General features: G+C 34.3%; 11 protein-coding genes and 1 tRNA gene. All 12 read right to left on the bottom strand.

Annotated elements, in window-relative coordinates; genetic code table 11:
* Nucleotides 1–74: 74 nt before the first annotated feature.
* Nucleotides 75–146: transfer RNA gene (locus tag IAE52_RS11060), tRNA-Glu, on the bottom strand.
* A 221-nt stretch (nucleotides 147–367) separates the two neighbouring features.
* Complete coding sequence (gene ftsH, locus IAE52_RS11055; RefSeq protein ID WP_003132177.1) at nucleotides 368–2,455, bottom strand: ATP-dependent zinc metalloprotease FtsH; 2,088 nt, start codon at nucleotides 2,453–2,455, stop codon at nucleotides 368–370.
* A 205-nt stretch (nucleotides 2,456–2,660) separates the two neighbouring features.
* The gene (gene hpt, locus IAE52_RS11050; RefSeq protein ID WP_010905038.1) at nucleotides 2,661–3,212 is read right to left on the bottom strand and encodes a hypoxanthine phosphoribosyltransferase; all 552 of its coding nucleotides are present in this window, start codon (nucleotides 3,210–3,212) and stop codon (nucleotides 2,661–2,663) included.
* The gene (gene tilS, locus IAE52_RS11045) at nucleotides 3,193–4,464 is read right to left on the bottom strand and encodes a tRNA lysidine(34) synthetase TilS (protein ID WP_033900585.1); all 1,272 of its coding nucleotides are present in this window, start codon (nucleotides 4,462–4,464) and stop codon (nucleotides 3,193–3,195) included. Before tilS ends, hpt begins: the two co-directional genes overlap by 20 nt.
* Nucleotides 4,461–5,810 (bottom strand): serine hydrolase, encoded by a 1,350-nt coding sequence (locus IAE52_RS11040; RefSeq protein ID WP_017863939.1) that lies wholly within the window; start codon nucleotides 5,808–5,810, stop codon nucleotides 4,461–4,463. Before IAE52_RS11040 ends, tilS begins: the two co-directional genes overlap by 4 nt.
* 137 nt (nucleotides 5,811–5,947) lie before the next feature.
* On the bottom strand, nucleotides 5,948–6,271 hold the full coding sequence (locus IAE52_RS11035; protein WP_003132172.1) for a hypothetical protein: 324 nt from the start codon (nucleotides 6,269–6,271) through the stop codon (nucleotides 5,948–5,950).
* Nucleotides 6,271–6,645: a septum formation initiator family protein gene (locus tag IAE52_RS11030; RefSeq protein WP_003132171.1), complete on the bottom strand. Its 375-nt coding sequence runs from the start codon at nucleotides 6,643–6,645 to the stop codon at nucleotides 6,271–6,273. Before IAE52_RS11030 ends, IAE52_RS11035 begins: the two co-directional genes overlap by 1 nt.
* A 28-nt stretch (nucleotides 6,646–6,673) precedes the next feature.
* A complete protein-coding gene (locus IAE52_RS11025; protein WP_003132170.1) occupies nucleotides 6,674–6,943 on the bottom strand; it encodes an RNA-binding S4 domain-containing protein in 270 nt (89 codons plus the stop codon).
* A gap of 118 nt (nucleotides 6,944–7,061) precedes the next feature.
* Entirely contained in the window at nucleotides 7,062–7,532 is a 471-nt protein-coding gene (locus tag IAE52_RS11020) for a hypothetical protein (protein ID WP_003132169.1), read from the bottom strand.
* Between the two features lie 159 nt (nucleotides 7,533–7,691).
* A complete protein-coding gene (gene mfd, locus IAE52_RS11015) occupies nucleotides 7,692–11,177 on the bottom strand; it encodes a transcription-repair coupling factor (protein ID WP_109990570.1) in 3,486 nt (1,161 codons plus the stop codon).
* On the bottom strand, nucleotides 11,178–11,744 hold the full coding sequence (pth, locus tag IAE52_RS11010; protein WP_003132167.1) for an aminoacyl-tRNA hydrolase: 567 nt from the start codon (nucleotides 11,742–11,744) through the stop codon (nucleotides 11,178–11,180).
* A gap of 162 nt (nucleotides 11,745–11,906) precedes the next feature.
* Complete coding sequence (locus tag IAE52_RS11005) at nucleotides 11,907–12,542, bottom strand: ABC transporter ATP-binding protein (RefSeq protein ID WP_017863933.1); 636 nt, start codon at nucleotides 12,540–12,542, stop codon at nucleotides 11,907–11,909.
* Nucleotide 12,543: the final 1 nt, after the last annotated feature.

The following is a 12,543-nucleotide window of genomic DNA, read 5'->3' as shown; positions in this document are numbered from 1 at the left end:
CCACGCACGCTTTTACACGCCTGACGGTTTTCAAGACCGTTCCCTTCAGCCGGACTTGGGTAATCCTCCAGATATAGTCCGTACGGGATTCGAACCCGTGTTACCGCCGTGAAAAGGCGGTGTCTTAACCCCTTGACCAACGGACCATATATTGTTGTGCTGTCTCAAACAGTACTTTTCTATTATACACTTTTATATTTTTTTGTCAAGAATAAACTGTGTTATCTTTTCAAAATAATATTTTAGATGAATAATAAGAAAGTCAGTCGTCTCAAACGACAACTATTTAATTATATCAAAATATTATTTTTTGTCAAGAATAAACTAGACCACTTATTCTAAAACATAAAAAAAAAGAAAAACAGCCTTATTCGGCTGTTTCATCTTCTGATTTTTCCTTATTTTCTTCTGGTTTAGAATCTGTTTTTTCATCACCATTATAGATATTAATGTTTGAAAAATCATCAACATTCGCATTTGCATCTTTGAGAGATTCTTCAAATGTTTTTGGTTCTGGTACTTCTGCTGCCGCTGCTTCATCAGGCATTTTTCCTGTTTTGAAGAGTGACATGATTTGTTTCGCATCAAGTGTTTCATATTTAAGCAGAGCTTCCGCAATTGCTTTATGTTGCTCACGGTGTGTTTCAATTGCTTCTTTAGCACGGTCATAAGCTTCACCGAGAATACGACGCACTTCATCATCAATCATAACAGCAGTTGCTTCTGAGTAAGTCTTAGTTTGACCATAGTCGCGACCAATAAATACTTGATGGTCTCCTTCATAAGATACCATACCAAGTTTCTTAGACATCCCATATTCAGTTACCATTGAACGAGCAATGTGTGTTGCTTTTTCGATATCATTTGATGCCCCTGGAGTAGCTACACCAAAGACAATTTCTTCACCAAGTCGTCCACCCATAAGGCTGGCAAGTTGGTCTTGAAGATGGAAATTAGTTGGTTGCATGATTTCTTCATCTGGAAGAGCAAGCATGTAACCACCGATGCGTCCACGTGGAACAACGGTAACTTTACGAACAGTAGATCCATTTTCAAGAACGAGTCCAACAATAGCGTGACCTGCTTCGTGGTAAGCCACGATCTCACGTTCGCGCATTGATTGAATACGATCTTTCTTAGCTGGACCAGCCATTGCACGGTCCATTCCTTCATCAATGTCAGCAGCATTGATTTCTTTTTTATTTTGACGTGCAGCAACAAGTGCAGCTTCATTCAAAACATTTTCCAAATCAGCTCCGACATAGCCTGGAGTTTGTGTAGCAACATTGTGCAAATCAACATCACTTGCTAAAGGTTTGTTTTTAGCATGAACTTTAAGAACGGCTTCACGACCTTTAACATCTGGAGCTCCGACCAAGACTTTACGGTCAAAACGACCTGGACGTAAAAGCGCTGGGTCAAGCACATCTGAACGGTTAGTTGCAGCAATAACGATTACTGAGTTGCCATCATCTTGGAATCCATCCATTTCAACGAGCAATTGGTTAAGGGTTTGTTCACGTTCATCGTTACCACCACCAAGACCTGCGCCACGTTGACGACCAACAGCATCAATTTCATCAATAAAGATAATTGATGGTGCAGTTTTCTTAGCATTTTCAAATAAGTCACGGACACGTGAGGCACCGACACCGACAAACATTTCAACAAAATCAGAACCTGAGATACTATAGAAAGGAACTCCTGCTTCACCGGCAACAGCCTTAGCAAGCAATGTTTTACCTGTACCTGGAGGGCCTTCAAGAAGAACACCTGCTGGGATACGAGCTCCTAAATCATGATATTTTTTCGGATTTTTAAGGAAATCAACAACTTCTACAAGCTCTTGTTTTTCCTCTTCAGAACCGGCAACGTCAGCAAAACGAACTTTAGATGTTTTACCATCTTGTTGTTTAGCACGAGATTTACCGAAGGACATCGGATTTCCACCGCCGCCTCCGCCACGAGCGCCCATTCCGCCCATCATGAGCCAGAATATACCAACAAATAGAAGCATTGGAATGATGTATGAGAGAATTTGAACCCACATACCGCTTGATGAAGCTTGAACAACACTAAGTTTTACATCATTACTTTTAGCTGCATTTTGGATATCCTTGACAACACTGTCAGTTGGAATAATATAAGCTTGGAAGTTTTTAACTTCACTACTAGAATTACCTAAAAGTGGGAAATTATTTGTTCCTTTTACTTTTACAGGTTCTTTATATTCACCTGTTACAGTAATTAAGCTATCAGAAGGTTGCATTGTGACGTTTTCAATCTTGTTACCGTCAAGTTTCGTCATCAATTGTGAATAGCTAATTTTATCCACGCTTGATTGATTACTACTGAAGAAGAAATTGAAACCGACAACAACAACAATAGCCAAGATTACCCACATCAAGATATTTTTTACAAAATTTCCTTGTTTTGGTTGTTTGTTGTTATTCATATTTTCCTTATCTTTTGTTTATTTATTATTAGAAAAGCCAAGAATTTACTTCTTAGTATCACTGGTAATAAAGGATACAGGCTAGTCAATAACAGCTATACCTAGTTATAGCATATTTCCTTTTGGAATGCTAATAGTAAGTATTGGTCAGAGATTTTTTCATACTTTAGTCTGAGAAAAATTTTAGATGACTAAAATCAACGAATTATTTGTTATAAACTTCTGGTTTTAAAACTCCGACATATGGAAGATTACGATAGTTTTCTTCGTAGTCCAAACCAAATCCAACAACAAATTCATTAGGAATTGTAAAACCTGAATAATCTGGTTTAATTTCAACAATTCGTCCTTCTGGTTTGTCAAGAAGTGTTACAATTTTTACGTTTGCTCCACGATGTTCCAAAAGTTCTTTTAGATATTTTAAAGTACGACCAGTATCGATAATATCTTCAACAATTAAAATATCACGACCTTTGACTGCTGTATCAACATCTAGGATTAATTTTACTTCACCTGAAGATTTTGTTCCGCCGTGATAACTTGATACAGTCATAAAGTCAGTTTCTAAGTGACAATCAATGTGTTTGATTAATTCAGCTAAGAAAGGAACTGAACCACGAAGAATTCCTAAGACTAATGGATTTTTTCCTTCGTATTCTTTTGTTAATATTTCTCCAAGTTCTTTGGATTTTTCTATAATTTCTTCTTCTGAAACTAATACTTTTTCAATGGCCTTATCAAGATTTTTTTCGAGCATCGTTGATTTCCTCTCCTATACTGGGTTTGACCCATAATATTCTTCTAATTTTATCATTTTTGAGCATTTTACTCAAATCAGAACACGCAAGACCGACAATGGCATAGAGTTTTTTATCAACGAAGATAAGTGGATTCTCTCGGGCCTTTAATGGAACTTTGTTATCAATAAAAAACTTGCGTAATTTTTTATGATGACCATTGATTAGAATTTGATCCCCAGGCTGGCGTTTACGAATTTCAATTTCCCCTTCAAGAGGCAAATAAACTTCCATAAATGATTCATCTTGCGGATTTTCACTTACAATCTCTACTGAATTCTCCCTTTCAAGTTGAATTTTTTCAAGATAAAAGAAATCTTTAGTCTTCACAAAATAAAATTCCTTATTCAATTTTGCGAAATATTGTTGAGGGCGATTGATAATATGAAGTACTTCCGCAAATTTTTTCTTACTTACTTCTATTTCTGGATATTGAGCAAAAAATGCTTGTAAGATAAAATGTTGTAATTCTTTTGTTTGGGAGATGAATTTTTTAGATGATATTTTTTCATCAACAATTTCAAGTTCCGAAATTTTTTGATTAATTACTGCCAACGCCTTTTTAATTTCCGAGCTCAAATCACTGATTGATTGTGAAAATTGAGGATTTTCTTTTGTTAATTCTGGAATTAGTTGATTACGTATTCTATTTCTAAAATAATCTAGTCCTTGATTTGTTGAATCTTCATAATAGATTTGTGCATCAAGTTCTTCTTTTGTAAATTTCAATAATGGTCTGATTAATTGCCCACCTGCAAAAGGTTGACGGTCAGCAATGCCCTGAAGACTTCTCAAAGGACGTCCTGTAATTTGACGCATTAATACCGTTTCAACAAGGTCTCCTTGATGATGAGCTGTCAGCAAAATATTGTAATTTTCTCCTATCATTAGCTTTTCAAAAAACTGATAACGGAAATCACGTGCATTTTTTTCTGTAAACTCTCCTGTAAACTTGTCAACATAAATTGGTACTTTAAGTTTTGTTGCCATTTCTCGAAGAGCAATTTCTTCAAACTTTGACTCTTCTCGTAAGCCATGATTAATGTGAGCCAGTCCCAGTTCAATACCGAGAACTTCTTTTAAATCATAGAGCCAGTTAAAAAGAGTCATTGAGTCTTTACCTCCTGATAAAGCCAATAATATTTTTGAATCTTTATCAAAATAGTGTTCATCTTTGACTATTTTTAAAAATTTACGTTGAGCTGGTGTCATTTCATAACTCCATAAACATCTTGAGAAATTGCTTTTATTTCATCATCTGTTGCCCCATCAGTTTCAATTACCAAAAGATATGGTTTACTTGCAAATACAATGGCTGCATCATGATTATCTGTATCTGCACCACCAATTTTGTGAGCAACCGATATATTTTTAGGAACGCCTGCTCTTATTTTAACATCATCAAAAGAGGTATCAAATAAAGCGTTAAAGGAAGCTCCTCCTTCATTATAAAGAGCTTCTAGCATTCTACCTACCATTTGAGCTGAGGCATTTCGCTCTTTTGGATTCCACTCTTGTCCAGCAATCCTATTTATTTCTTTTTGATAGTTTGGATTAAACTCCTGGGTTTCATAATAGGCGAGCATATTACTTCCGACATTGTCTGAGAGTTTGGCTGTTCTATTGATAACATCCTGAAGACTGTAATATTTATTATCTGCTGTTTTTGGTAAATTTCCAGTTCCTTCTGGTTTATAACTTCCATAAAAAGTATTAATGGCTGGGGTGTACAATAGTTTGTCATCAAGTGAAGCCAAACCTTCATTAAGTCGTTTTTGAGTCCAATAAAGAATTGGAATTTTAGAAAGACTCGCTGAATACATTTTCTGTTCTTGGTTTACACCAGCTGTAAACTTATCGTCAAGTTCTTTGACATAGATTGAATACTTTTTGTCATTGTATTTCTGATTCAATAATGCCTGAACTTGTTTGATTTTGGGATTTTCCAAAGAAATATCATTTTCTGAAACCCAACCCGTTTGGCCATTATCCAAAGATACTTCGTAGTAAGTTCCCCAGTTAGTCTTAGCCATTTTATCAGCAGAAAGTTGATGTGTACCACTTAAATTTGTCATTATTTGATTATCATAAGTGGTTACGGGGTTGTAAAATACATTGACACTTTTATCAGTATATATTGTTGTATTTGTTGACTCTCTAGAAATTGTAAGATCTGATATCACAGCTTTTTTGTCAGTAGAAATATACTTTCCTGTCTTTAACTTAAAGGATTTCCCAACGATTTCGGCAATATCTAATTGTGTCTTAGCTGGAATTTTACCAACTGATTTAGTAAGGTTTGAGTCCTCATAAGTTGTTAATTCTTGATAAGCCACTGCTCTTTGGGGGATTGAAGTCCAAGTTTCAGTTTCTTTTTCTTTGTCTGTAACTTTGTCAGCTGCAACAATATTTTTTGATTTACTGACCTTTTTGTCAGCAAAATATCTTGTTTGTGAAAAAGCAAAAAAGCCTGTGATAATCATTAAAAGCATCACCAAGGCTACTCCACTATTAATTTTTGTTCTCTGTTTTTGCATGATTAAAACCTTGCCCAACATCTTATCCATTCCATAGAATAATTTCTGTTGTAATCTTTATCTTTTTAATTCCTAGAATTTTTCATAAAATAGGTGCTATTTTTAGTCAATAGAATAGTCAAAGAAAAAACTAAATAATATTTTTTCTTTTTAATTATTTAGTTCAATTCACGATTTTTTTGCTCAAGTTCTGTAAGTCTTTGGTGACTTGTTTCTAAAAATTCGGCATAGACATTTTTAAAAATTTTTTCTTGATAATTTAAATCAACCTTACCATCTTCATGTATATTTGAAATTTCAACACCAATCAAATCTCCAATTTGTACTTTGGGTACATTTTTAGGGATTTGTGACCAACGCAAAAGTCCTCTATTTTTACTGACAGCTTTGTCAGCAAGTTTTTCTGTACTTTCGTCAAGTTTGTCAGTAGAAATTTTTACAAAAAGTCCAAATCTTGTAATGTTTTCAACTTGTCCAATCATTATTTTGACCCGTTACTTCCAATCAAGGGACTGTCAGTAGTAAAAACTTTTTCATCACTTTGTGAATATTCTTGACCGTCACTCCGAGCAAATTTTTGGAGATAGTTAGGATCCTGAAGTTTTGATATTTCTTCTTTTTTAATCGTTACTTCTTTAGAAAGACTCTCATATTGTTTCTTTGCACTTTGTTCTAAAGCTACTTGACTGTGCAAAGTTTCATATGATTTTATCAAACTCATACTTGCTAAACTAAAAAGTAAAATTGCCACGATCAAAATAAGCCCTAAATGTTTTCTTTTTGGTACTGGGTTTAAATTTCTTTTTTTATGCTTCTGAGTGTACTTATTATTTAGTTGAATCACTTGCTTTGCCATGACAACCTCCAATCTATTTTGATGATAATTACTCAACTTCTTCTGTAATACGAGTTTCGCTAATCATTTCATACATTTTATCAGCATCTTCTTTACGTGTAAACTCTTTTAATTCAGCAACCCGAACTTCAACAATTTTATTTCCGAAACGAATTTCAATTGTGTCATTAAATTTTACATCAGATGAAGATTTCGCTAATTTTCCGTTAATTTTAATCCGACCTTTGTCGGCAACTTCTTTCGCAACTGGACGACGTTTAATCAAGCGCGAAACTTTTAAAAACTTATCTAATCTCATGGTTTGATTATAACATATTTCATTTTGTTTGAAAATGCCTTTATTTATAATAATAAGGCTCCATCATTAGTGACAGAACCTTATTAATTTACTGACAGCCCTGTCAGTAATTTTTTTATTATTTTGAACGTCTAAGTTCTTGATATTCTAGCCTTGCTGCTTTGGCGTCTTCTTTCATTGTTGGATAAGCTTTTTTTATATCATTAGCTGAAATAAAGAAGAAAACAATCGCAATAATTTCAATTGGAAGTAGAATAAGACTTGAAAGTCCTAAAGCAATATTTCCTGTCCCACCCGCTGAAACTTCGGTAACTAATAAAACCATAAGAACAACTCCTAATCCTTGAGTTACATACATTAAAATTGGTGCCACATGTTTTCTTTTTCTTACTAAATCCAGTTTACTTGCCCAAACATGAGCAAAAATCACAAAAACAAAAACGATTGTTCCAAAAGTTCCTTTATTGTACCCCACTAAAGATAATAGAAAAACAAGAATAATAAAGATTGGAATAATAAGATAGTAAGAATAAGTTTGATAGGGTCGGCTTTTTTCTCTCAACTCCGCTTTTGCTGCTTTTAAATCCACTTTTATAAATCTCCTTTAAGATATGAGTTTAATTTTATAAATTACATCTTGAGAATTTTTTCTCTTTATGTTTTTTATTTCCATAAAATTATTAAACTCTATTTTTTTATAGTTTTATATAAAAGTATTGTATCATATTTATCTTTTTTTACAAAATAATTACTTGTTTTCGTAACTGTCTCGTATTTTTGATAATTCTTCAATAAAATTCATTATTTCGCTCAAAAGAACAACGGAGTTTCGATTTTCAATTTTAAAGCGGAAAGTCATTTTACCATATTTTTCCCCCACAGAAGCTTTCATGCTTGTTTTAGCCAAGGCTTTGAAATAATCTTGTGGGTCATAGGTGGTATTAGCCACTTTTTCCAAAGTAACAGTTGCTTCAAATCTCGATTTTTCAATTTTTTCAACTAAGGCATTATCTGCAAAGTGTTTTAAGAGACCAATTTCCAGAAGATAAGCGACTTCATCTGGATATTCTCCAAAACGGTCAACCAATTCTTCTTGTAGTTCTTCATAAATCTCCCGACTATCAATCTGACGAATTCGTTTGTAAATTTCAATTTTTTGACGTTCATCAGAAATATAATAAGCAGGAATAAAGGCATCCAATTCCAAAGAAATTTCCACATTTGAAGTCCGTTTTTGCTTACTTGTCCCAAGTTTAGCGTGAATGGCTTCTTCCAACAGTTGTGAGTACAAATCGAAACCAACAGAATCAATAAATCCTGATTGCTCACTTCCCAGTAAATTACCAGCACCACGGATAGACAAATCACGCATGGCAATCTTGAAACCTGAGCCTAATTCTGTAAAGCCTTTAATAGCTTCCAAACGTTTTTCCGAAACTTCAGACAATATTTTTTCAGGTCGATACATGAAATAGGCGTAAGCTACCCGATTTGAACGCCCCACTCTCCCTCTTAATTGATAAAGTTGTGACAAGCCCATCATATCCGCATTTTCAATAAAAAGCGTATTCGCATTTGGAATATCAACCCCAGTTTCAATGATTGTCGTTGCAACAAGCACATCATAATCACCTGCGATAAAGGCAAGTAAAGTATTTTCAAGTTGTACTTCAGTCATTTGGCCGTGTATAAAACCAATTCTTGCTTCAGGAATTAATTCTTCTAATTGAGAAACTTTTTGCTCAATCGTGTCAACCCTATTGTAAACATAGTAAACTTGTCCACCACGAGAGATTTCTCTCAACACTGCATCACGAACCACACCGTAGTTTGTTTCCATGACATAGGTTTGAACTGGATAACGGTTTGTTGGTGGTGTTTCAATAACTGACAAGTCACGAATTCCAAGCATTGACATATGTAGAGTCCTAGGAATAGGTGTGGCTGTCAATGTCAAAACATCAACCTGGGTTTTTAATTCTTTCAAACGTTCTTTATGCTTAACCCCAAAACGTTGTTCTTCATCAATAATCATCAAACCTAAATCAAAAAATTCAACATCTTTTGAAAGTAAACGGTGGGTTCCAATAATTAAATCAACTCGTCCTTTTTTCAATTTGGCTAGAATTTCAGTTTGCTGTGTTTTCGTTTGAAAACGGCTGAGAACTTCGACATTTACACCAAAGTTGATAAAACGTTCAGTAAAATTATTAAAATGCTGCTCAGCAAGAACAGTCGTTGGCACAAGAACTGCGACTTGTTTCCCGTCATTTATGGCTTTGAAGGCTGCTCGCATTGCAACTTCGGTTTTACCAAAACCAACATCACCAACTAACAAGCGGTCCATTGGCCGTTCAAGTTCCATATCATGCTTAATTTCATTGATTGAACGCATCTGGTCTTCAGTTTCAACATATGAAAAACCAGAATCAAATTCTTCTTGACTGGTGTCATCCGGCGAGAATGCAAATCCTTTTTTCGCCTGACGTTCAGCATAAAGTTTAATCAAATCATCTGAAATATCTTCAACTTGTTTACTGACAGAAGACATGGTTTTACGCCAACGCCCATCGTTCAGTTTATTGATTTTAGGACTTTTTCCTTCACCAGCTGTATATTTACTGAGTAAATCTAAGTGATCAACTGGAACAGAAATTGTATCCCCATTTTGATATTGAATGGTCAGATAATCACGATGCATTCCGCCGACTTCAAGCGTTTGTAAACCTAAATATTTCCCAATCCCATGATTCTTATGGACAACAAAATCACCAACAGCGAGTTCATTGTAATCTTTTAGCCTTTCTGCATTTGTAATATTTAGTTTGCGTGCCTTTTTTTTACGCATTTTACCAAATATTTCATGCTCAGTCATGACGACTAATTTTTCATCAAGGAAATTAAAACCATTGGATAATTGCAAATCAATCAGATTGACTTTACCCACTTGAATAGATTCTCTGTCAACCTCTTGTAAACTTAAATCTAATTCATGGAGTGATTTACGGAGTTTTTCTGATGATACAGCTAAAACAACTGTAAACTCTTGCTTAATAAATCGTTCAACTTCAGTGTAAAAAAGTTCTAATTGACCGAAAAATTGTTGCATTGAATGTTGTTTGAAATTATAAAGTTGTTCAAATCTGAGATTTCCGAGCCCTTTTTGGAAATTTGAAAAGAAGGTAGCAGGCTTATAATTTCTAACTTTTGCCATTGTGTTTAGCAAATAAGTCTGCCCTTCAAATCCTCTTTCCATTGCTTTTTCAGATAAAATGAAATCTGCTAATTCCATTTCTAACTTATTATTCATTTCATTTACTTTTTGAAAATCATCAATGAATATTTGAACATTTTTTGGAAAATAATTTAAAAGTGAAGTTTTTTTATCATAAAAATACTCCGCAAATTTTCGTAAATCTTTGTGATAATAGTGATTTTGAGCTGCTGAAATCACTTCTTCCATATATGATTTTGCTGACGGGTCTGTCAGTAAATTTGTCATTTCTGTCAGTGATTTTGCACCCTTGTCAAATTCTTTGTCAGTCAAAATAAAATCACTGGCCGGATATATTTCCAAACGTTCAAGGCTTGTCAGTGAACGTTGACTCTCCACATCAAATGAGCGAATCGTATCTACTTCATCACCAAAAAACTCTAAACGTACCGGATTTTCCGCATCTAAAGGATAAATATCAACGATATCTCCTCGCATTGAAAATTCACCTGGCGTCATCACGCGCTGTGTCTTTTCATAACCAGCTTTTGATAATAAATTAACTAAATTTGATAAATCATACTCATCCCCAGAGGTCAGTAAAAGATAATTTTCTAAAAAATTTTCGGGACTTGGTAAATAGCTCCGTAATGCCAAAAAAGGTACGACCAAAAATCCTGTTGACTTTTCGTCAAGTAGGAAATTAAGTGCCTCAAGTCGATAAGCAACTCGATCTTTAGATGCAAGTGCGAACTCTGCGTAGATGTTATCGTCAGAAAAAAATTGAAAAACTTTTTCTTCACCAAGCAAAGTTGACAGTTCATCATAAAGTTCATTCGCATGAAACTGGCTGTCAGTAACAATAATATATTTGTCAGCAACATTTTCATAAGCATTTGCCATCACTAAGCTCTTTGCTGTTCCTGACAATCCTGTCAGTAAAGTTCGCTCACGCTTTGAAAAACCTTGTTGCCATTTTTGTAGTTGCCAATTTTGGTCAAAAAATTCAATAATATTCATTTAGTTAAATTTATTCATTGTCTTTTGAAAATCACCATTTTCAAGATAGAATTTCATTGCATCAACAGCTTTGAAAATTCCATCTTGAGCGATTTCCTTATCTTCATTGTCAAAACCAGAGAGTACATGATTCACCACTGTCATCCCATGTTTTGGACGGCCAATCCCAATTTTTACACGGTTAAAAGTTTGACTTCCCACATGTGTAATGACTGATTTTATTCCATTTTGTCCACCTGATGACCCTTTTTGTCTTAGACGCACGCGCCCGACTGGTGAATCCAAGTCATCATGCATGACCGTTAAATCTGCCTCGTCTATATTATAATATTTCAAAAGTGGCGCCACCGCACGCCCAGATTCATTCATAAAAGTCAAAGGTTTCACGAGAAACAATTTTTCACCATTCACAAATGTTGACGCGACAAGCGACATAAAAGGTTTTTCTTCTTTAAAATCAACATTCAGTTCTTTTGCCAGTAAATCAAGCGCCATAAAGCCCATATTATGTTTTGTTTTTTCATATTTATCGCCTGGGTTTCCCAAGCCAACAATCATTTTTGTCATTTTCTCTTATTTTCTTTTCCTTATTTTGTCTAATAAATGCCAAAAGGCCGATTTATAAAAATCAGCAATTAAGTTTATTATAACATGTTTATTTACCTAGAGGAGCAAAAAAAAGACCCAATATTTCTATTGAGCCTATTAACTTTTATCATAGATAATTCATTATTCACCAATCTCAATAACCAAATCACTAACTTCTTTCAGGTAAGAATCATGTGTCACAATGACAACCGTCTTTCCCTTATCAACTTCTTGACGCAAAAGAGCAATCACTTCATTTCTATTTTCTGTATCAAGCGAACCTGTTGGTTCATCTGCCAAAATCAGCTGACTTTCTTTTAATAAAGCCCGTGCAATTGCTACTCTTTGTTTCTCTCCACCAGAAAGACTATAAACTTTTGTATTTAATCGATGATTTATGCCTACTTGGAGTAACAATTTCTTCATCTTTTTTCGTTTTTCTTTTTTTGAAATTCTAGAATAAATCAGTGCTATCTCTAAATTTTTTTCGATTGTTTCATCTTCCAATAAAGCAAAGTTTTGAAAAAGATAGGAAATATGGTGACGGCGCAGTTTTAAGGCAGCTGTACTGTCGTAAGCTGGAGCAAATCTATTCTCAAAATAATATTTTCCATCGTCATAATCTTCAATCATGCCGATAATATTGAGTAATGTTGATTTTCCAGCACCACTAGCACCATATATAGCTGTCATCTTTCCTTTTGGGATTTTCAAATTGAAATTTTCAAATATTTTGTGACCTTTATAACTTTTTTCAAGATTTATTAACTCAATCATT

The organism is Lactococcus sp. S47, assembly GCF_016517475.1.
Lineage (GTDB): Bacteria > Bacillota > Bacilli > Lactobacillales > Streptococcaceae > Lactococcus > Lactococcus lactis.
Note: the sequence above shows the minus strand (reverse complement) of the source record. Positions and strands in the feature narration are given on the sequence as shown.